At 40.6% G+C, this 21,462-nt stretch carries 20 protein-coding genes and 1 tRNA gene; 11 read left to right on the forward strand and 10 right to left on the reverse strand.

Going from position 1 to position 21,462, the window contains the following annotated elements:
- Positions 1-9: 9 nt before the first annotated feature.
- Positions 10-1,779, reverse strand: coding sequence for an alkaline phosphatase (locus KVY11_RS11530; RefSeq protein WP_218289013.1), 1,770 nt, complete (start codon positions 1,777-1,779; stop codon positions 10-12).
- 212 nt (positions 1,780-1,991) lie between these two features.
- On the opposite strand from KVY11_RS11530, the gene KVY11_RS11535 reads away from it, so the two are divergent.
- Positions 1,992-2,077, forward strand: a tRNA-Leu gene (locus KVY11_RS11535).
- 98 nt (positions 2,078-2,175) lie between these two features.
- Positions 2,176-2,544 carry a hypothetical protein gene (locus KVY11_RS11540; protein WP_218289014.1) on the forward strand — a complete coding sequence of 123 codons (369 nt, stop codon included), beginning with the start codon at positions 2,176-2,178 and terminating at the stop codon, positions 2,542-2,544.
- Between the two features lie 54 nt (positions 2,545-2,598).
- Here KVY11_RS11540 and KVY11_RS11545 read toward each other — a convergent pair whose 3' ends face one another.
- The 4 genes from KVY11_RS11545 to rlmE all read right to left on the reverse strand — a co-directional run bounded on the left by KVY11_RS11545 (position 2,599) and on the right by rlmE (position 6,733).
- Positions 2,599-2,910 carry a DUF5713 family protein gene (locus KVY11_RS11545; RefSeq protein WP_004982696.1) on the reverse strand — a complete coding sequence of 104 codons (312 nt, stop codon included), beginning with the start codon at positions 2,908-2,910 and terminating at the stop codon, positions 2,599-2,601.
- A 160-nt stretch (positions 2,911-3,070) separates the two neighbouring features.
- Positions 3,071-3,922 (reverse strand): dihydropteroate synthase, encoded by an 852-nt coding sequence (folP, locus tag KVY11_RS11550; protein WP_218289015.1) that lies wholly within the window; start codon positions 3,920-3,922, stop codon positions 3,071-3,073.
- A gap of 135 nt (positions 3,923-4,057) precedes the next feature.
- Complete coding sequence (gene ftsH, locus KVY11_RS11555) at positions 4,058-5,950, reverse strand: ATP-dependent zinc metalloprotease FtsH (RefSeq protein ID WP_005400430.1); 1,893 nt, start codon at positions 5,948-5,950, stop codon at positions 4,058-4,060.
- Between the two features lie 132 nt (positions 5,951-6,082).
- A complete protein-coding gene (rlmE, locus tag KVY11_RS11560) occupies positions 6,083-6,733 on the reverse strand; it encodes a 23S rRNA (uridine(2552)-2'-O)-methyltransferase RlmE (RefSeq protein ID WP_004695608.1) in 651 nt (216 codons plus the stop codon).
- A 194-nt stretch (positions 6,734-6,927) separates the two neighbouring features.
- Here rlmE and yhbY point away from each other — a divergent pair, with 194 nt between their 5' ends.
- Positions 6,928-7,251, forward strand: coding sequence for a ribosome assembly RNA-binding protein YhbY (yhbY, locus tag KVY11_RS11565; protein WP_004695606.1), 324 nt, complete (start codon positions 6,928-6,930; stop codon positions 7,249-7,251).
- A 12-nt stretch (positions 7,252-7,263) separates the two neighbouring features.
- A complete protein-coding gene (locus KVY11_RS11570) occupies positions 7,264-7,803 on the forward strand; it encodes a DOMON-like domain-containing protein (RefSeq protein ID WP_004695605.1) in 540 nt (179 codons plus the stop codon).
- 86 nt (positions 7,804-7,889) lie between these two features.
- Here the strand turns inward: KVY11_RS11570 and KVY11_RS11575 are convergent, their stop codons facing one another.
- The gene (locus KVY11_RS11575) at positions 7,890-8,336 is read right to left on the reverse strand and encodes a hypothetical protein (protein WP_218289016.1); all 447 of its coding nucleotides are present in this window, start codon (positions 8,334-8,336) and stop codon (positions 7,890-7,892) included.
- A gap of 308 nt (positions 8,337-8,644) precedes the next feature.
- On the opposite strand from KVY11_RS11575, the gene carA reads away from it, so the two are divergent.
- The 4 genes from carA (at position 8,645) to KVY11_RS11595 (ending at position 15,178) form a co-directional block, all read left to right on the forward strand.
- On the forward strand, positions 8,645-9,787 hold the full coding sequence (gene carA / locus KVY11_RS11580) for a glutamine-hydrolyzing carbamoyl-phosphate synthase small subunit (RefSeq protein WP_004695603.1): 1,143 nt from the start codon (positions 8,645-8,647) through the stop codon (positions 9,785-9,787).
- Positions 9,788-9,801: 14 nt separating this feature from the next.
- Complete coding sequence (gene carB / locus KVY11_RS11585; RefSeq protein WP_218289017.1) at positions 9,802-13,035, forward strand: carbamoyl-phosphate synthase large subunit; 3,234 nt, start codon at positions 9,802-9,804, stop codon at positions 13,033-13,035.
- Between the two features lie 93 nt (positions 13,036-13,128).
- Complete coding sequence (greA, locus tag KVY11_RS11590; protein WP_005400425.1) at positions 13,129-13,605, forward strand: transcription elongation factor GreA; 477 nt, start codon at positions 13,129-13,131, stop codon at positions 13,603-13,605.
- Between the two features lie 697 nt (positions 13,606-14,302).
- Positions 14,303-15,178 (forward strand): class I SAM-dependent methyltransferase, encoded by an 876-nt coding sequence (locus KVY11_RS11595; RefSeq protein ID WP_218289018.1) that lies wholly within the window; start codon positions 14,303-14,305, stop codon positions 15,176-15,178.
- Positions 15,179-15,519: 341 nt separating this feature from the next.
- On the opposite strand, the gene KVY11_RS11600 is transcribed toward KVY11_RS11595, so the two are convergent.
- Positions 15,520-15,963, reverse strand: coding sequence for a hypothetical protein (locus KVY11_RS11600; protein WP_218289019.1), 444 nt, complete (start codon positions 15,961-15,963; stop codon positions 15,520-15,522).
- A 295-nt stretch (positions 15,964-16,258) separates the two neighbouring features.
- Between KVY11_RS11600 and KVY11_RS11605 the strand changes: the two genes are divergently transcribed.
- A complete protein-coding gene (locus KVY11_RS11605; protein ID WP_218289020.1) occupies positions 16,259-16,873 on the forward strand; it encodes a CatB-related O-acetyltransferase in 615 nt (204 codons plus the stop codon).
- Positions 16,874-16,907: 34 nt separating this feature from the next.
- Here the strand turns inward: KVY11_RS11605 and KVY11_RS11610 are convergent, their stop codons facing one another.
- Entirely contained in the window at positions 16,908-17,711 is an 804-nt protein-coding gene (locus tag KVY11_RS11610; RefSeq protein ID WP_218289021.1) for a hypothetical protein, read from the reverse strand.
- 510 nt (positions 17,712-18,221) lie between these two features.
- On the opposite strand from KVY11_RS11610, the gene KVY11_RS11615 reads away from it, so the two are divergent.
- The gene (locus KVY11_RS11615) at positions 18,222-18,662 is read left to right on the forward strand and encodes a universal stress protein (RefSeq protein ID WP_004982711.1); all 441 of its coding nucleotides are present in this window, start codon (positions 18,222-18,224) and stop codon (positions 18,660-18,662) included.
- 43 nt (positions 18,663-18,705) lie between these two features.
- Here KVY11_RS11615 and KVY11_RS11620 read toward each other — a convergent pair whose 3' ends face one another.
- Together KVY11_RS11620 and KVY11_RS11625 are read right to left on the reverse strand one after the other, a co-directional pair.
- Positions 18,706-19,029 (reverse strand): MGMT family protein, encoded by a 324-nt coding sequence (locus KVY11_RS11620; RefSeq protein ID WP_218289022.1) that lies wholly within the window; start codon positions 19,027-19,029, stop codon positions 18,706-18,708.
- Positions 19,030-19,143: 114 nt separating this feature from the next.
- Positions 19,144-20,643, reverse strand: coding sequence for a sodium:proton antiporter (locus KVY11_RS11625; RefSeq protein WP_218289023.1), 1,500 nt, complete (start codon positions 20,641-20,643; stop codon positions 19,144-19,146).
- A 223-nt stretch (positions 20,644-20,866) separates the two neighbouring features.
- On the opposite strand from KVY11_RS11625, the gene KVY11_RS11630 reads away from it, so the two are divergent.
- Positions 20,867-21,424, forward strand: coding sequence for a hypothetical protein (locus KVY11_RS11630; protein WP_114836763.1), 558 nt, complete (start codon positions 20,867-20,869; stop codon positions 21,422-21,424).
- The last annotated feature ends 38 nt before the right edge of the window (positions 21,425-21,462 follow it).

Raw genomic sequence — 21,462 nt, forward strand, 5'->3', positions numbered from 1 at the left:
AAGGTCATTTTATGCCGTTTGTTTTAATGCACTGACTGGCAATAATGTCGAGTCTAATATCACTTGATGCGAGCGAGTTTCGTCAACGATGTATTCTTTGTGCTTAATACTATCTACGAAAATCCAATCCGCTTGCACCTGCTCTGCGGTAAAACGGACTTTCAAATAACCGCGCTGATTTAAATTGCAATAACTCAGCTCATCAATCAAGGTTGTAAAAGCAAACTCAAACTCTTGGAGTTGTCGCATTGGAATAGACAAATACTTTTCCATACCTGGCGAGGAAACTGAACTTGTCGCTAACTCCACACCCACAAATTGCCCTGTTAAATCGTGTAAGTCCGATGCCCATGCATTATGTGTATCACCAGCCAAGACCACGACTTTTTTATTTAAATACTGCAGTGTGCCGTACAGCGTCTCCCTTTCAACCGCATAACCATCCCATGCATCTAAATTGTAAGGAACCACAGTTTTAATACGAGACAACTGCTCTACTGTTAAAGATGGATCATGATTTAAGTAACGAAGTTTTATTTCCACCAATTCTTTAATGAGTTGATTCACCTGCGCCAAAACATCTGGAGTCACCGCGCCGCTACTGATTGCACTGAGCACTTGTAACATCTCGGCTGGAACAAGCATTTTGCTCATCAACACCTGCTGACCCAAAACTTGCCATATGGCTTTAGAGCTCGCAAGTTGCTGTGTTAACCATGCGCGTTGATTCAACCCCAGTAACGTTCGATTTGGGTCTTGCATATCTGTAGTAAAGCGCACAGCATCCAAACCCGATGCGGTTAAATAATCTGCATAATCTAACTGTTTACTCCGCGCTAGAATACGCGTATCCAACATATTCAACTGCACTAAATTACCAAAGTTAAACTGGCGATAAATATTCAAATGATCTTTTTCAGAAAGCGGACGGATTGGCATCCACTCAAAATAGGCCGCCAGTGCCGCAAGTTTACGTTCAAGGAAATCGCCTTCAGTATCTGACTGATGATTTTCAGCACCCTTTTCCCATGTATCATTTGCGAGCTCATGGTCATCCCAAATCACAATAAAAGGATGACGTTGATGCGCGGCCTGCAAATCTGCATCTAGTCGGTATAAAGCATAACGTTTGCGATAGTCATCTAAGCGAATAATTTCTAAGCTATTATCATCCGCCAGTGCACGCCCCATCTCTACAGCCTCTTCCGTTGCATATCCGCCCATACCATATTCGTAAATGTAATCCCCCAAATGAATCACAACATCCACATCCTGTTTTGCAATTTCTTTATAAACATGGAAATAACCCGCTGGATAATTTGAACATGAGCATACGGCAAACTGTACCGACTGTACTTGCGTTGCCAAAGTTTTGGTTTGCCCTGTGATTGAATATGTCGACGCCGATTTAAAACGGTAGAAATAAACTTGCCCCGCAGCAAGTCCCGTCACATCCACTTTCACCGTAAAATCTTGTGCAGCTGTAGTCAGCACCTTTCCTGTTGCTGTAATGTGTTTAAAGTCTGCATCTTTTGCCACTTCCCACAGCACCTCTAAACGCGCACTGCTATCCGATGGTGTTACGCGTGTCCAAATGATAACTTGAGTTTGTAAAGGATCACCACTGGCAACCCCATGCAAAAACTGCACTTGCGTAGTGGGCTGTGTGTTTGAATCGGCGTCATCACCACAAGCGGTCAGTGAAATAGGTAAAGATAAAGCACCAAATCCTGCCAAAGTTTTTTGAATAAGTTCTCGGCGGTTCATTTTTTTTGTCATGTGGATTGCCTAAAGACGATATGGACTTGAAATTTATGCGAAAAAGATGACATCCATATCTCAAGTCGATGACATTTTTATGACGCCTGAACAAGTGCAGACAGATAATTTTGCTATTTTTTAAACATAAACCGCTGAATTGATTGAAAAGAAAGCAAATAATCACAAATAGACTTGCCAACTTTTATTTCGTCCTCTATTATTGCGCTCATGCCCGAGTGGTGAAATCGGTAGACACAGGGGATTTAAAATCCCCCGCCCACAAAGCGTGCCAGTTCGAGTCTGGCCTCGGGCACCATTCTTAAGCTAATTAAGATGGTGCAATAAAAAAATCCAGCGATATGCTGGTTTTTTTATGTCTATAATTTATGCATCGAAGCACATAACAATCACAATATGAAAAAGAATACCTTCATTATCATCCTGAGCCTAGTTTTTGCAAACGTCAGCCATGCAAACCCCACCTCACAGCAAACAGATAGCGATACCTTTTATGACTTGTTTGCAGGCACAATTATTGAAAAAGACCGTCAACTCTATTTACATGCGTGTAAATCAGTAGATGCTCATTTTAAATTAAGCTTTAATCATACTAAAGATGAGCAACATATTCGTGAGCTCATGAAAAAGCATCCAAAATTTTGGCTGAATCTCAGTGCAAATGCTGAAATGGTCGAAGGCGAATACGTGATGACAGTCGATGCGATTGGAGATGAACATTTGAACCAAAGTTGTCATCTCACCGATCTTTTAGATGAGTTATAACAGCAATCTCAGCTTCTAAAGCAAAACCAACAGAACTTGAAATGAGAGAGTGACTCACCACTCTCTGTTCACCACCAATTCTTCCATTTCAATATCCATAAACCCAGCATCTTGTACCACCATCATCATCGCTTCAGCAATAAAATCAGCAGCAGAGTCATCTAATGATGAATCCAGATCTTCAAAATGCGGCTTCATTTCATTAATTTCAGCCACTGTGGCATTGGCATATTGATAAATATCACCCTCAGATTTTGCTTTTACAATTTTTTTAGCAAAAGTCTCGACATGCTGCTTCACTTCAGCAACAAGAATATCGGGATAATATTCATCATCAAACATAGGGAGAAGTAAATCTGCAAACATACAGGCACTCAAAATGAGAAACTTAAAAAACGAGTCTGTATAACATAAACCAAACAAATCGCCAAATAAAAAAGCAGCATCTGAAGATGCTGACAGTCTAACAATCTGATATAGATCAAATTTTCAAATTAAATCATTAGCTCCGCATTCCGCCGCCCCATTAAGCCATATTCATCGCTTGCCAAACCTTGATCGCATCACTCATGGCTTTAACATCATGGGCGCGCACCATACACGCGCCTTGTTGAATACTCAACAAATGTCCCGCTACAGAACCCACGGCCCGTTGCCCTGCATCGGCCCCGCCTAAAGCTTCGCCAATAAAGCGTTTCCGTGACAATGCGGACAAGATAGGATACCCGAGCTGATTCAGCTGATGGAATTCTTTTAAAAGCTTAAGGTTCTGCTTTGCATTTTTAGCAAAGCCAAAACCCGGATCAATCATGATATTTTCAGCTTTGACACCAGCCTTGAGTGCATCCGCCACGCGCTGGGAAAGCTCAGTCATCACATCTAGAGTGACATTATCATATTGATCTAAACCATTCATGGTGGTCGGTTCACCACGCATATGCATGATGATCACTGGAATATTCAGTTCAGCTGCCGTCTCTAAAGCATTCGGACGTGTTAATGCTCGTACATCATTCCAGATATGCGCACCTGCTGCGACCGCTGCTTGAATCACTTCAGGTTGAGAGGTATCAATCGAAATGACTACATCAAGTTCAGCCAAAGCTTCCACCACTGGAACGACACGACGAATCTCTTCGTCAACCTCAACCAAAGATGCACCTGGACGCGTCGATTCACCACCAATATCGATGACTGTCGCTCCATCGGCAATCATTTGCTGAGCATGTGCAATCGCTTGTAGTTTGCCATTATGTTTACCGCCATCACTGAACGAGTCTGGCGTCACATTTAAAATACCCATCACATGCGGTACAGACAGATCCAGTGATAGCTCTCCACAACGTAGGATTTTCTTTGGCAAAGCCATCAATTGCATGTGATATTCTCCAGTTCAACTCGCGTTATCTTAACGCGTTCCCCACTTTTACGCGCTTATTTTTCTTCATCAGTAGTGAATAGTCGCGCAATAAAAAACCACCCGAAGGTGGTTTTTTATTTTAACTTTTAAAAATTAAGTTGCTGATGGTAATGGTGGCGGTGTGCTTGGACCATCTGTTGGAGTTACATCAATCACAGGATTTTCTGCAACATACACTTTTGGTGGTTGTGGCTCACGACCTTCCATAATGTCACGAATTTGCTCTCGATCAATCGTTTCCCATTCCATCAAAGCTTTCACCATCGCATGAGCAATATCTTTATTGTTTTCCAAGATATTGCGTGCTACATGGTATTGCTCATCGATGATACGGCGAACTTCAGCATCTACTTGCTGCTGCGTTGCTTCAGAAATCGTACGACTACCAATGCTGCCCATGAATGATTGCTGAGAATCATCTTCATACACCATTACACCAAGTTTGTCAGACATACCGTACTTAGTCACCATCGCACGTGCCATTTTAGTTGCGCGTTCAAAGTCGTTTGAAGCACCTGTCGACATTTGGTTGATAAAGATTTCTTCAGCAATACGACCACCAAACAAAATTGAAAGTTCATTCAACATTTTGTCTTTATAGTGGCTGGTTTGGTCATGTTCAGGCAACTGCCATGTTACGCCCAACGCCCAACCACGCGGCATAATGGTCACTTTGTGTACAGGGTCTGTACCCGGTAGAATTTCAGCCACAATCGCATGACCAGCTTCATGGTACGCGGTTGCACGACGCTCTTCTTCACGAATCACCATCGACTTACGTTCAGGGCCCATGTACAACTTGTCTTTTGCATCTTCAAAATCATGCATATCGACAGTGTTCTTGTTACGACGCGCAGCAAATAATGCAGCTTCGTTCACAAGATTCGCCAATTGTGCACCTGAGAAGCCCGGCGTACCACGTGCAAGCACCTGTACATCGACACCAGTCACTGAAGGTAATTTTTTCATGTGAACATTTAAAATTTGCTCACGACCTTTAATGTCTGGCAGACCAACCATTACTTGGCGGTCAAAACGACCTGGACGGAGTAAAGCTTTATCCAGTACATCGGCACGGTTTGTCGCAGCAATGACGATAATACCTTCATTACCTTCAAAGCCGTCCATTTCCACCAACATTTGGTTCAAGGTTTGCTCACGCTCATCGTGACCACCACCTGTACCTGAACCACGATGACGACCCACAGCATCAATCTCATCAATAAAGATGATACATGGTGCATGGCGTTTCGCTTGTTCAAACATGTCACGGACACGAGACGCGCCCACACCAACGAACATTTCAACAAAGTCAGAACCAGAAATACTAAAGAATGGTACTTTCGCTTCGCCTGCAATTGCTTTTGCAAGTAAAGTTTTACCTGTACCCGGTGGACCCACCATTAACACGCCTTTAGGAATCGTTGCACCTAAACGTTTAAATTTTGAAGGGTCTTTTAAGAAATCAACAATTTCTACAACTTCTTGCTTTGCTTCATCACAGCCAGCGACATCGGTAAAAGTCACTTTAATTTGGTCTTCTGCCAACATTTTTGCTTTTGACTTACCAAAACTCATTGGACCGTTTTTACCACCTGCTCCGCCACCCATGTTGCGCATAAAGAACATGAATAACAAAATGATTAAAAGTACAGGGAAGCTTGCGATCAAAAGTTGCATCAATAAACCTTGACGTGCAGGTGCAGTACCTTCAACGACAACGTTATTTTTAATCAGATTAGGCATAAGCTCTGGGTCTTGAACCGCAGGACGAATACTTTCAAACTCTGAACCGTTTGATTTTTGGCCATGAATTCGTTCGCCATCAATTGTCACTTGCTTAATTTGACCAGCATTCACCGCAGCAACAAACTCTGAATAATTCATCGCTGTCGGCTTTTCATTGCTACTGACATTACTGAAAATAAGGATCAGTACGCCCAGTATCACTAGCCACAATATGGCATTCTTGAAGAGATCGCTCAAAGCTTTATTCCCATATCAATCTAATTTGATCATGCCCTATCGGGTGACCTTAAAGTTTCTGCTGAAGATCAGCTTCGCAAAATAATAAAAAGGTACAAAATGCACAATTTTTAACGACTTGGCAAGTAAACTTTATTTGAAAGCCTTCTTACGGCCTTGCCCAACTAAGAATACTTCCTTAGATCGGGCACGTGATGCAGCAGGTTTTACTGTCTTTAACACATCAAAGTTGTCGACTACTTGCTTACGGAACTCGTCAAAGCCTGTACCTTGGAATACCTTTACAACAAATTGACCATTTGGACCGAGCACTTTCGTAGCAAAATCGATGGCCAATTCACAGAGGTAAATCTGGCGAGGTTGATCTACAGCCTTGTTACCTGAAGTATTGGGGGCCATATCTGAAATTACAACGTCTACTTTACGTCCATCTAAAATATTTAACAATTTATCGAATACTTCTTGCTCACGGAAGTCACCTTGCAAGAAGGTCACATCTGGGAGTGCATCCATTTCCAAAATGTCAGATGCAACCACCAATCCTCGATCACCGACCAGCTTTCCTGCAATTTGTGACCAACTTCCAGGTGCAGCCCCCAAGTCAACCACGGTCATGCCAGGACGAATGATGTTATATTTTTCTTGAATTTCAAGTAACTTATAAGCTGCACGTGCTCGATAACCTTCTTTTTGCGCTTTTTTCACAAAATGATCATCAAGGTGCTCTCTCATCCACGCACGGCTACTTTTGGATAACTTTTGGTTGGTAATGCGTGTTGCCATATCTCTCTAAAACATTAAAATTTCTTAAACTTAATTGTACGTTAAATTCTCTAGGCTTGCAGTATACATCTGTATCCAAATCTTGGGTTTTAGTTGTTTTTTTCTATTATCTAAATCGATTATTTCCACAGAATATAAAGCGTTTAATTTCGCAGTTTGTTATACTAAGCCGTTTTTAAAATTAGGTTATCTTTATGGCGACTTTATCCATTCAGGAACGCAAGCGTTTGCGTCAAATCGGTCATGCTTTAAACCCTGTGGTAATGCTTGGCGGTTCAGGTCTGACTGAAAATGTCGTTGAAGAAATTTTACGTGCTTTAAACGACCACGAATTGATTAAAGTCAAAGTCGCGGGTGAAGACCGTGAAGAGCGCGCTGCAATCATTGCAGAAATTGCCTCAACTACAGGTGCAGAAATTGTACAGACCATTGGTAAAATTGCGTTGCTTTACAAAAAAGCGGCGAAACAAAATGCCAAATTGTCTAATTTAGTTCGTTTCGCTCACGCAGCAAAATAATTGTAGTTTTTTATGGCAAGTTACGAACTCAGTGCATTTGATCGTCGCTTTCAAGCTATTTCGCTTGTTGGTGCGATTGAACAACAAAGCCCATATGCTCTCAATATCGGCTTTTGGTTACGCGATCCCAATTTGTACATGCACTGGCCTGAAGTCGTGAATGCAAATCCTCGTCAAGACTTTTTATGGGAAAACACCTGTTTTGAAGTCTTTATCGGGGTAAAAGGCGAAGATTATTATCGCGAGATCAATCTCTCCCCTTCGCAAGCTTGGCAGGCCTATCAGTTTGAGGAATATCGTTATCCTGAAGATATGCCGCCACAGGTCGCTTACGATATTGAACTCAATCAATTGAAGCGTACTCACTATGGTTTAAATGTCAGCATTGATCTGACTGAATTTATGCTGCAACACAAACTGAAATGGGCTGACCTATATCTGGGTTTATCCGCGGTGTTGAATACCTCACAAGGTCAACAGTTCTATGCCATGCAGCATAGTGGCCAACAAGCTGACTTTCACAATAAACGTGATTGGTTGCATCAGTTTTAATCCAGATAAACAAACCAGATCAATAAAAAAGTGAGGCTATGACCTCACTTTTTTATGCACTTAATCTTGAGCCTCGTACAGCTAGATTATTTGTTTGAAACTTTATTCCACGCATCTAAGGTGTGTTCTTTTGAACGTTTAAACGTTTCAGTCAACTGATCTTTATGTTTTACTGAAATTTCGCTGACATCACCTTTTAACTCTTTACCTAGTTTGGTCAAGTCATCTAAAACGGCCGTAAACTCAGTTTTAACAAACTCTTTTAGTTCAGTTAAGTCTTTTTGAGAGTTCGATAACTGCCCTTTAATGGTTTCTAAGCGCAGTAAAAGATCTTGTTTAAACTGGCGGAGTTGCTCTTGCACACTGGCATTCAACTGCTTCGCTTCAGCCTCAAGCTTTTCTTTACTTTCAACTACCGCTTCAGTGACCTGCTCTGTCGCTTCTTTCGCCACTTGCTCAAGCTTTTCAGTGCTTTCTGCAACGACTTCTTTCAACGCTGGCTTTGGTTTAGTCGCTTTGTCTTGTTCAGTCATGATCTTATTCCTGTTGTTATATACACAGCGACAGCTTAGCGTGATTCGATAAAATTTAGATTTTGATTTGTTAGACAATTATTTGTTGTTACATTTTTCTTTGCAAAACTTAGAAACAGCTCCTGCTACAAAATAAAAGCACTTTATCTTGTTAATTCCATCTTATTGGCATGGACTTTGTTAGTGAAGTTGCGTATAGTGCCATGTTAAGTTCAAGCGAGCAGACATAGGGAGGGTAGGTTTTTAGATAGCCTTCCTTTTTTTTCGTCTACTCGCTTTTTTACAGCCTAAATTTCAGGAGCTTTGGTTTGAGCACCCCAGCAATTTTAGCCCTTGCCGATGGTACGATCTTTAAAGGAACGTCTATTGGTGCATCGGGTAGTACGACTGGTGAAGTCGTTTTCAACACTGCCATGACTGGCTATCAAGAAATTTTGACTGACCCGAGTTATGCACAGCAACTTGTGACTTTAACTTACCCTCATATCGGTAACACAGGTTGTAATGATGAAGACGCTGAGTCAGGTCGAATTCACAAAGTATGGGCCAACGGATTAATTATTCGTGACCTACCTTTATTGCATAGCAACTTCCGATCAACGCAATCTTTAGGCGAATACTTAAAAGAACATAATGTTGTCGCAATTGCAGATATTGATACGCGTAAATTAACCCGTATTTTGCGTGACAAAGGTGCGCAAAATGGTTGCATCCTTGCTGGTGAAAATATTACTGAAGAGCAGGCTTTAGAAAAAGCACGCGCATTTGGTGGTTTAAATGGTTTAGACCTAGCTAAAGAATGCTGTGACCCAACTGGTTTCGAATGGACAGAAGGTTCTTGGGTATTAGGCAAAGGCTTCACACAACCTGAACTTAAATTCCATGTTGTTGCATACGACTACGGTGTCAAAACCAACATCTTACGTATGCTTGCAGACCGCGGTTGTAAACTCACTGTCGTGCCTGCACAAACTCCTGCTGCTGACGTGCTTGCATTGAATCCGGATGGCGTGTTCTTATCGAACGGCCCTGGCGATCCAGCTGCATGTGACTACGCAATTGAAGCTGTAAAAACAATTGTAGAAGACGCTCGCAACCTACCCGTCTTTGGTATTTGCTTGGGTCACCAAATTCTTGCACTTGCCTCAGGTGCAAAAACAGTGAAAATGCCGCATGGTCACCACGGTGCTAACCACCCTGTTCAAAACATGGAAACAGGCACAGTGATGATTACTTCTCAAAACCACGGCTTCGCAGTGGATGCAGAAACACTTCCTGCAAACTTGAAAGCTACGCACAAGTCTTTGTTCGATCAAACTCTTCAAGGGATTCATCGTACAGACAAACCAGCGTTCAGCTTCCAAGGTCACCCTGAAGCAAGCCCTGGTCCGCATGACTGCGCACCATTGTTCGATCATTTCATCGAACTTATCGAAGCATCTAAGAAGTAATTAAGGAAGCGATCATGGCTAAACGTACAGACATTAAAAGTATCTTAATTATTGGTGCAGGTCCGATTGTCATCGGACAGGCATGTGAGTTTGACTACTCAGGTGCGCAAGCGTGTAAAGCTCTTCGTGAAGAAGGCTACCGTGTTATTTTGGTGAACTCTAACCCAGCTACCATTATGACCGACCCTGCGATGGCAGACGCAACATATATCGAGCCAATCACTTGGCAGACTGTTGCTCAAATCATTGAAAAAGAGCGTCCAGATGCTGTCCTTCCAACAATGGGTGGTCAAACAGCATTGAACTGTGCGCTTGCACTGGATGCCAACGGTATTTTAGAAAAATACAATGTTGAATTGATTGGTGCAACCAAAGAAGCGATTGAAAAAGCTGAAGACCGTAAACTGTTTGATGAAGCAATGCGTAAAATTGGTCTTGAATGTCCAAAAGCTGCGATTGCTGAAAACATGGAAGAAGCTTTAGAGATTCAAGCGCGCTTCGGCTTCCCTGTGATTATCCGTCCGTCATTCACGATGGGTGGTTCAGGTGGCGGTATCGCTTATAACAAAGAAGAATTCCTTGAAATCTGTGAACGCGGTTTCGATCTTTCTCCAACCAAACAATTATTGATTGATGAATCTTTAATTGGTTGGAAAGAATACGAGATGGAAGTTGTTCGTGACAAAAACGACAACTGTATTATCGTTTGTGCGATCGAAAACTTTGACCCAATGGGCGTGCACACAGGTGACTCAATCACTGTTGCGCCTGCGCAAACATTAACAGACAAAGAATATCAATTGATGCGTAATGCATCTTTAGCAGTTCTTCGTGAAATTGGTGTAGAAACAGGTGGTTCTAACGTTCAGTTCGGTATTTGCCCAGATACTGGCCGTATGGTGATCATCGAGATGAACCCGCGTGTATCGCGCTCATCTGCCCTTGCATCAAAAGCAACAGGTTTCCCGATTGCAAAAATCGCCGCGAAATTGGCTGTCGGTTATACCCTTGATGAATTAAAAAATGACATCACGGGCGGAACGACTCCTGCTTCGTTCGAACCTGCAATTGACTACGTGGTAACAAAAATTCCACGTTTCAACTTCGAAAAATTCCCACAAGCAGATGCAACACTGACCACACAGATGAAATCTGTGGGTGAAGTAATGGCCATTGGTCGTAACTTCCAAGAGTCTGTAAACAAAGCACTTCGTGGTCTTGAAGTGAGTGCGTGTGGTTTTGATGAAAAAATCGCAGTAGGAACTGAAGGCGCGAAAGAAAAGATCTTGGTTGAACTTAAAGTTCCGGGTCCAGAGCGTATTTGGTATGTGGCTGACGCATTCCGTCATGGTTTCACCTTAGAAGACGTGTTCCAAGCGACGAAAATCGATAAATGGTTCTTGATCCAAATCGAAGACATCATCAAAACTGAAAATGAAATCAAAACTTTAGGTTTTGGTGATCTAAACGCAGACAACATCCGTTCATTCAAACGTAAAGGTTTATCTGACCTTCGCATCGCGAACTTGATGGGTATTTCACAAAAACAATTCCGTAAGCACCGTTGGAACTTGGGCGTAACGCCAGTTTACAAACGTGTGGATACCTGTGCAGCAGAGTTCGAATCTGACACTGCATACATGTATTCAACTTACGATGATGAGTGTGAATCAAACCCATCTGATAAAGATAAGATTATGGTGATCGGTGGTGGTCCGAACCGTATTGGTCAAGGTATCGAATTCGATTACTGCTGTGTGCACGCGGCACTTGCAATGCGTGAAGATGGCTACGAAACCATCATGGTGAACTGTAACCCTGAAACAGTTTCAACAGATTACGACACTTCAGATCGCTTGTACTTCGAACCAATCACTTTGGAAGATGTACTTGAAATCGTTCGTACTGAAAAGCCAAAAGGCATTATCGTTCAGTATGGTGGTCAGACTCCGCTTAAATTGGCTCGTGCTTTAGAAGAAGCAGGTGCGCCAATTATCGGTACATCACCAGATGCGATTGACCGCGCAGAAGACCGTGAACGTTTCCAACAAATGATTCAACGTCTTCAACTTCGCCAGCCAAACAACAGCATTGTAAAATCTGCTGAAGAAGGTATGGCTGAAGCATCGAAAGTAGGCTACCCACTGGTGGTGCGTCCTTCTTATGTACTCGGTGGTCGTGCGATGGAAATCGTATACAACGACGAAGAGCTTAAACGCTACTTACGTGATGCGGTACAAGCATCAAATGAAGCGCCAGTTCTTCTTGACCGTTTCTTAGATGATGCGATCGAAGTTGACGTAGACTGTGTATCTGACGGTAAAGACGTTGTGATTGGCGGTATTATGCAGCACATTGAACAAGCAGGGATTCACTCAGGTGACTCAGCATGTTCGATTCCACCATACTCACTCTCAGTTGAAATCCAAGACGAAATGCGTCGTCAAACCGTTGCTATGGCGAAAGAGCTTGGCGTTGTTGGTTTGATGAATGTACAGTTTGCTGTGAAAGGCGAAGACGTTTACATCCTAGAAGTGAACCCACGTGCGTCTCGTACTGTGCCATTCGTTTCTAAATGTATCGGTGAGTCTTTAGCGAAAGTTGCTGCGCGTTGTATGGCGGGTCAGTCTTTAGAATCTCAAGGATTCACTAAAGAAATCATCCCGACTCACTTCTCTGTAAAAGAAGCGGTGTTCCCGTTCAACAAGTTCCCGGGTGTTGACCCTATTCTTGGCCCTGAGATGAAATCTACAGGCGAAGTAATGGGTGTAGGTAAAACATTTGGTGAAGCATTCTACAAAGCTGTGTTAGGCTCGAATGAACGCGTACCGGGTCTTCCTACAGAAGGCGAAGTGAAGCATGCATTTATCTCTGTGCGTGATTCAGACAAGCCTCGTGCTGTTGGTATTGCGAAGCAACTGGTAGGCTTTGGCTTCAAAGTACTTGCGACTGGCGGTACTTATGAGTTCATTAAAGCTGCGGGTATTGAGTGTGAACGTGTAAATAAAGTCACTGAAGGCCGTCCTAATATCGTGGACCGCTTGAAAAATGGTGAAGTTCACCTCATTATCAATACAACTGAAGGCAAACAAGCTCAACAAGATTCGTTCTCGATTCGTCGTTCAGCGCTTCAAGCAAAAGTGTATAACACTACGACCTTGAACGGTGCTGATGCTGTATGCCAAGCTTTTGCGATTCAATTGCCAATGGATGTATACCGTTTGCAAGATTTACAAACTGTAGGTTAATTCGTTTACCGAGAAGTCCCGTCACCTCTCGGTGGCGGGCTTTTTTCATTTATAAACCTATATTTTTTACACTCACAGACTTGAGGGACAACAATGCAACGTTATCCTATGACTCCCCAAGGCAAATTAGCCTTAGAGAAAGAATTACATCAATTAAAAAGTATTGAACGTCCACGTATTATTGCGGCAATTGCTGAAGCACGTGAGCACGGGGATTTAAAAGAAAATGCGGAATACCATGCTGCGCGTGAGCAACAAGGTTTCTGTGAAGGTCGTGTTCAAGACATCGAAGGTAAATTGGGTGCGGCTCAAGTTATCGATGTAAAAGAACTTGAACAAAACGGTCGTGTGGTTTTTGGGGTGACAGTCACTATCGAAAACTTAGACACCGAAGAACAAAAGACCTATATGATCGTTGGTGACGACGAAGCTGATTTTAAAATCAATAAAATTTCAGTGAACTCTCCTATCGCACGTGGCCTTTTGGGCAAAAGTGAAGGCGACGAAGCAAAAATTCAAACCCCTCAGGGTGAAGTTGAATACGAAATTGTAAAAGTTGCATATATCTAATTCACTTTGTATCACTTTTTTTGATAAAATCTAGGGCTGATCATTCAGCCCTTTTTTATAAGCTATTTTATAATAATGAAAATAAAATCACTTTTTAATTCAACACTGCTTCTTTTTCTGTTATTTCCACCAGCAGTCTACTTTACGATGTTCAGAGAGGGTTTAGTCACTTTCGGGATTGGACTATTTTTGTGCTTTTGTATCTATAGTATCTTTTTTCATAGCCAAAATAAAAAAAGACCCGATGATTTGTCAGAAAGTATAATCTCTTCTTTTGCTTTTATTGCCCCCATATTATTTTTAGGATTATGGGCACAAATGTCATCATTAACTTATCGAAACTTTCAAACTTATTTAAAACAAAATCAATGTGAAAGCACCAATAAATTTTATGAATATACTGAAACCCAATGTGATGCATCTAAAAATAGCTCACGATGTAAAGAAGTAAGAAAACTAGACACCATTTATTATTGTGAACAATCACATGAAACAATGTATGAATATCGCTATACACAACTGTATGGCCCCAAATATGGTATATGGGATAATCAAGTTGATTGATTACAGTTTGTCGTTTAATAACTTGAGAGTATTCAACTCGCAAAAACTTCCATTTATATTGATTTAAATCATCATTGTTAACTTTTTTCATTGATTTAAGGTATTAGAAAAGAAAAATTGAAGTGAAAGTCACATGAAAGCTGGACGTGTCAGTCGTACCGCAGAAGCCGCAGCTGCATTAAGGGCCCATCATTATAGACATACAAATAACCCTGTGTTTTCAGATGCATTTGCGTTTGAGATGACCAATGCCCGTTGGCGCATGCTACTGTCCAATCCACTTTGTCAAAAAGTTCTCAATTCAAATGCATGCCATTACTCTTTGGGCCGCTTGACGGCACAAGTGGTTGGCCGCTCACGCTATGCTGAAGACCTTTTGCTTGAGGCTTTAAACCTTGGAGAAATACGTCAGTATGTGTTGGTTGGTGCAGGCTTAGATTCCTTTGTTTTACGTGTAGCACAAGACTACCCAGAACTCAAAATATTTGAAGTGGATCATGCCGACACACAAAAAATTAAGCGCCATAAGTTAAATAAACTCGGGATAATCCCAGCCAATGTTGAGTTTGTCAGCATTGACTTTGAAAATGAAAATTTGTCTGACGCGCTATTACGTCATGCATTTGATACGACGCAAGCCACCTTTTTTTCATGGTTAGGAACCACACATTATTTAACCCCAGAAACAACTTTGGTCACTTTGAAAAATGTTGCTTCACTGGCACATAGAAATAGTGAAGTGGTTTTTGATTATTCTATTGATTATCGTGAGTTATCAGGCATCGAACGTGTTGGCAGTTTTGCAATTGCTCAATTTACCCGTTTATTAAAAGAACCTCTTGTGGGAGCATTTTCACCCCAATATTTGCATCGGGCCCTACAAGCCTTGGGTTATGTTGTAATGGAGGATTTATCTGGAGCTGCAATCACTGCGCGTTATTTTAGCTACCCTTCTGCACAAATTCAGCATACACAGGCAACTCGCTTAATTCATTTAAAATTGCCTTAACATTCAATGCACTAAGATGGCATAGCATATACTTCTGTCTAGATGGCAAAATCAATAATTACTTGAACATCTATTCTTAATTCGGCAGGACATTTTTTTCTGTTTTAGGGTTAAATTAGACTACATAAAACCGTAGAAATTTGATTATTTATTGATCGTGGAACGTGAAAATTTACTAAAAGGCCGTTCCAGTGTACTGAACCCTAGAACGTCTTCGACTAAGATTTTGATGTTTATATAAAAATATCAAGAATTACGTATAACGTGCGTTATATTAATTTTAGAGTAGCTAATAAATTTAGTTAGTAGTGTGAATCCTGAATAAGCCTTTCGGGAATCATTTACTTCAATAAACCTAGGTTTTTATAAATTTTCTCACGCTGAGTAGCATTCGCTTTATTACGACCATCTTTAAGATAATTTTGTTCTATAAATACCGCTGCTTCTTTCTCTGAAATTGGTTTTTTCATGCTAGCAGAAGCTAATAATATACTATAAAGATTAAAGCGATCTTCAGGATATATACAAGCACCATTTACGATATCTATTACCATTGCTTGATCGGCATTAGGATACATAAGCTTAAGTTTACTTACAGTATCTTGAATGCAATATTGATACAGTCCTTGAGTCTGATCAGCACCCTTCATGATTTCAGATTCAGTTAATATTTTATCACTGAGTTGAGTTTTGAGATCTGGAGAAATTTGATTATTTTCTGGTAATGCTGACCATGCTAATGAATTAAGGCTTAAAATAATTCCAGTGATAAGTAATAATTTCATTTTGATCGTTGGTCTAGTTAAAATAATAGATTAAAAATTATATCGAATAAAAACAATAAAGTCTGTTAAAACAGCCCCATTTAACATAATAGAGCTTATACGAAATTGAGTTGTTATAGCCCATTTGAAGTGTCCAAATTAGAGACGACTCTCAGGTCAATTTTTTGTGAAATTTGGTGTTCATTAGAATAAGAATATGCACTAGATCATTTACTAAGGCTATTAAGCTTATTATTTTGTGCCGACTCAGATAGAATAATACTGACTTCTATCTTTGTCTTCGCGCTTACAATATATGTCTGATTCGATCAATTCCCCTGTCAAACACTGGTGTGAGTTTGAGTTCATTTCTAAAACCGTGAACAACCCCAACATTCACATTAAAGGGAATTATTCCTACTATTCAGCATATTGGGATCAGGGTTTTGAGCGCTGTGTTGTGCGTTATTTGCATGATAAAGCTTCGACAGTAGATAAACCAATTGATCAACTCTATATTGGGAATTTTGTTTGTTTTGGTGCGGAATGCGTGATTATGATGGGTGGTAACCAACTGCATCGTACTGACTGGATTTCGGCTTTTCCTTTTGATACACGTAGTTTTATTCCCGCAGGTGATACCATCATTGGAGATGGCTGCTGGATTGGCTCTCGTGCCATGATTATGCAGGGTGTAACACTCGGTGAAGGTGCAGTGGTGGCAACGGGTGCTGTCGTGACCAAAGATGTTCCACCCTATGCAGTTGTGGGTGGAGTACCTGCCAAGATTATTAAGTATCGCTTTCCTGAAACAGATATAGAAAAACTGCTTGCACTGAAGCTCTATGACTTAGATGAAAAGCTGTTTTTAAAGATGCGTGAGCAGTTACAGACGGATGATGTTACTCAACTCATTGAACACCTGAATTAAACGTCTGTTGTAAGATAGCATCTCATTCTTCTTGTTATACCCTCACCCGAAAAGAATCGATCATTTTAAAAGAATCTTGTTGTATTTCTTGCCAATGCGGAAGCAATTCTGCATGAAAATAGATCGTTACATAGCTCGTATTGAATCCATAATTTGGTACGTGATAACTTAATTCACAACTTGTATTTTCACTTTGAAAGTAATGGCAATTAATGATGGCACCCACTCCTTTCCCCTCAATTTCTTGCCAAAAAACCCTTTGAGAAACCCGCCCAATTCCTCTAACATCTATTTGGTAAAGCCCAAGATTTAGGTTAAATACTTTTTTTTCATTGATCTCTTTTGCGCTCATCTCTTCATGTGTTGCTATATCTCTTAGGTAGAGTTTTAAACTAGCAATTGAATCAAAAAAGCCTTTGTTCTCTTGTTCTTCTAGCCATATAGTCCGCTGATTGAGTGCTACTGTGATGTTATTTACATTTTTTGAATCCCACTGAAATCCATCTGATGGCTCCATTTCAGGCCATTTGACGTCAAAACTAGCATTTTGAATCTGATCATCGCATCCTTTGATATTATGCTGTTCTCTAACATTCTTGCCCCAATAGTTCACATCTTGGTATTCAACTCTTGCAAAAAATAGATAATTTCGATCGATCTTCATTTGTTGATCACCAAATCTCCCACACTCGTAAGGCTGATCTTTTATACTTGGAATATCACTAGGTTCTAAAATTATGGCAATAAAGATCACAATACTAATAATTACTGGTGACAATAATAGTAAGACTAAAAAATCTACGACTGTAAGTGGTTTTCTGAGAAAATCTAAAATCATGAGTTGCCTTAGTTGGTAAATATTTAGCTACCTAATGCTTAACATCTAATAAGTTACTAAAATATATTGTTGTATTTTCTATCATTATCATTAAAATTCAACCACTTATTATTCTTGAAATATAACCATTCGAAAAATTTAAAATAGCTTAACAAACATTTCAACATTGTCTAAATTTGTCCGTTGCCAATTCAGTTGATTCGTATCTGTCATCGTATTTATAAAGTAGTAAGCTATTCATAAATATAAGCTATTTTTTAGGCAAAGCCTATGTTTCTTAAACGCTACATTTACATTCAACTTTAGTGTTAAATTGATTATTATTCACACGCTTTTGTGCTAATTTAGAAGTGAGAAATTAGCATTTCATATGCAAATATCCATATGAATTTACTAGGTTTTATTCTTTAAAAAATACAGCTATTATCAAGATATAAGCTGTATTTAATCCGTGATACATTAGAACAGAAATCTGCACGTATAATCAGTTGATAATAAGGAGAAACAACCATGGCATACCAAAACATTTTAGTCCCTGTAGACGGTTCCGAAACTTCATATGCAGCAGTTGCGCAAGCCGCTGAACTTGCAAAAGCATTTGGCGGCAAAATTACAGTCGTTCAAGTACTTGCACTTGACCCTTACATTGCAGCTGAATACATTTCTGCAACTCAAACCAATGACTTAATTGAACGTGCGCGTACTTCAGTTTTGAAAACACTTGAGGAAGCAGCAGCTAAATTTAGCGATCTGGGTATTCCTGTTGAAGCAAAACTACTGGAAGGTCAGGTGGTGCACCGTGAAATTATCAGAGAAGCTGAAACATCTAAAGCAGACCTGATTGTCATAGGCTCTCATGGTCGTACAGGTTTAAAACGTTTATTCCTAGGCAGTGTTGCACAAAGTGTTTTAGGTGAAGCGCACATTCCTGTTTTAGTTGTTCGTCAGTAATACATTGAGTGCTCTACTTCCACGGAGGTAGAGCATTTCTATTTTAAATATTCCACTGGAACTCTTTCATTTTCACTTTGTTCCCAATCACTAAAATACCTTCCGCCAGAAGTAACTGTGCTTGAATGTTCTGTCCCTGATCATTCAGCTTACTTAGGCTAATTTTTCCTTGTGAGTTGATTACCCGATACCAAGGCAAACTACTGTCTACATCCATATGTTTTAGTACATAGCCCACTAAACGCGAATGTTTGGGAATGCCTGCTAAACGTGCAATTTGTCCATAACTGGCTACCCGCCCATAAGGAATCTGAGCGATCACCTGAAAAATCATCGGGGCTAGTTCTTTGACTATCGATTCTGCCATTTCAAATGTGCCCTATTCTAAGTATTCCATAATGACATCGTTATATGATTCAAATAAACCAGCTCATTCATTCTAAAAAGCCCCAATACAGGGGCTTCTTGATTGAGCAAATCACTAAAAATTATCAGGACTTTCCAGACGTTTCACTTCCTGAACTCGCTCAGGGTTATGCACCGCAGCAATGCCGTCATCTGCTTTAACATCAATCAATGCTTCAGGCTGATAGACAGTAATCGTCTCAAAACCCTGTGCATCTTCACCAATAATATACTTAAAGCCTTTACGGTTCATTTTATTACACAGACGTTGATACCAGCCTTTAAAACCTGTCTTTTCCTCATTCGGATTGTAGTAAAACGCATTCATCACAGCAGGTAATCCTAGGCCACAGACCATGCCTGAAAGCAACACGGCGATAAAAGTATAACCAATCAAAATACTGCTATATTCACTTAACTCAGGCACGTTGGCTACCGCTAAGATCAGTGCTAAGGAGATCCCTCCACGCACTCCACCCCATGACAAAATCGCCAAACTTCCGTTATAGCTTTTCTTACGGAAAGAGGGAAAAAAGGCAAAAGATAAATAGTTCGCTGCAAAACGTGAAGCATGCAGAATAATAAACGCGACGATGCCGCCAAAAATCAGACCAAAGCTGAGATCTAAAATAAACAGTTCCAAGCCAATTAAGGTGAATAAGAACGAGTTAATAATCCCTTCAACCGTATGCCAAAAATGGTTTACTTCCCGTATCTCGCGCTCTTGTAAAATTTCTTTCCACTTGTTCCCCACAATTAAACCACCGATGACGCAAGCAATCGGTGCTGAAGCATGTGCAAACAGTGCAACCAAGTACGAACCGCAGGCCAAGAGTGCGGTGGTCAAAATGAGAGACTCCATTTCGTGCTTACCACGTAGTAGTCGCAATATCCCTAAACCAAAGGCCCAACCAATAATGACGGCGACAAAAATTTCATAGAGTAAGGTCTGCAACACGCCCATGACGGTAAAGTTTTCACCTTGTAAGACGTTTAAGAGCGTCATGAATAAGGCAATACACATGGCATCATTAAACAGTGATTCGCCTTCGAGCTTGACCATTAAGTGATGCGGTGCGCGTACAGAACTGAGCACGCCTTTGATCCCAATCGGGTCCGTTGCACCCAATGCAGCCCCCAACAGCAAAAGCACCAATAAATCGACATGCTGCCCAATAATGAACTGATAACCGTAGAGCACCACCCCAAAGAACACGGCGCACAGTACCAACGCAATACTGGCTAAAATGCTGATCGGCTTCCAATAACTACGTAAATCTGAGACTTTGAACTTCAGTGCAGAAGAGGTCAAAATGAAGCAAATCACGCCATTGATTAAAAAGTCATAAAAATCAATGTGACGAACCGCTTCTTCAATGTTATGAATATTGATGGTAATAAACTGATTACCACTCAACAGGCTCGCGCCCCACTGTAAAATAAAGACAAAAATGGCAGAAACGATGGGGACGCCAATGGCTTGGGGAAAACCTAAAATACGTTTATTGAAAATAGTCGTTGCAATGGATAATGCAAAAATAACGGTAAAAACTTGTAGAAAAAAATAATTTCCCATTGAACTTCCAAATTGGGCGGTTGGGGAGATGGCGGCTTTCAGTGCTTATCTATGGAATAAAAATTCATTTCATACACATTGATGCTCGAAATATTTTAATCATTTTTCACATCAACGCCCGAAAAAAATAATTTTTTTAACATTTCTCCTGATGATGAATTAACATAGCGCATATGCATGTTTTTTATGCGTGAACTTTCCCTTTGGCCAAGTTTGATCTCCTATGCAATTCACTTTTAAAACCATCTTTCGGATGTTCTTCGCACTGATTATTTTCCTAACCACCTTTGCGTTGTTTCTGACCTGCTTTGCAAAAACCAAAGAAATTTTACAAGCCGAGCAAACTTTTGCCTCAGCACAAAGTTTTAAAATGAACTCTCGTCCCGATCAAACTCTGGTTCTACTTTCAAACAATAAAGCACCCGATGATCATATTTATTTGCATGTGGCCAATCAGGGTTATATCGCCAAACTCAGCTGTAATCATTATTTAACCGACATTTGTGTAGATGACTACAACGAACAACATACCCGCCAAATTCAGTCAATTGAACTACTCAAAGCAGGGCAATTTAATTACATTCAGCAAGTCAGTTATCTCGATACACGTACACAAGATGTTAAAACATTGCGTTATACGCCTGAGCAAATTCAGCAGTTTTACCGTGCGGATATGAGCAACTTAAAGTATGTGGTGTTTGGGGTGTTGTTATTTGCCTGTATTGCGTTATATGTGAGCGTCCGTATTGCTCGAAACTTTAAGCAGTTCTTAAACCGATAGAAAGAATTGATTGAAATAAAAAAGAGGCGATCAATCGC

It is taken from the genome of Acinetobacter sp. CWB-G5 (assembly GCF_019209785.1).
GTDB classification, from domain to species: domain Bacteria; phylum Pseudomonadota; class Gammaproteobacteria; order Pseudomonadales; family Moraxellaceae; genus Acinetobacter; species Acinetobacter johnsonii.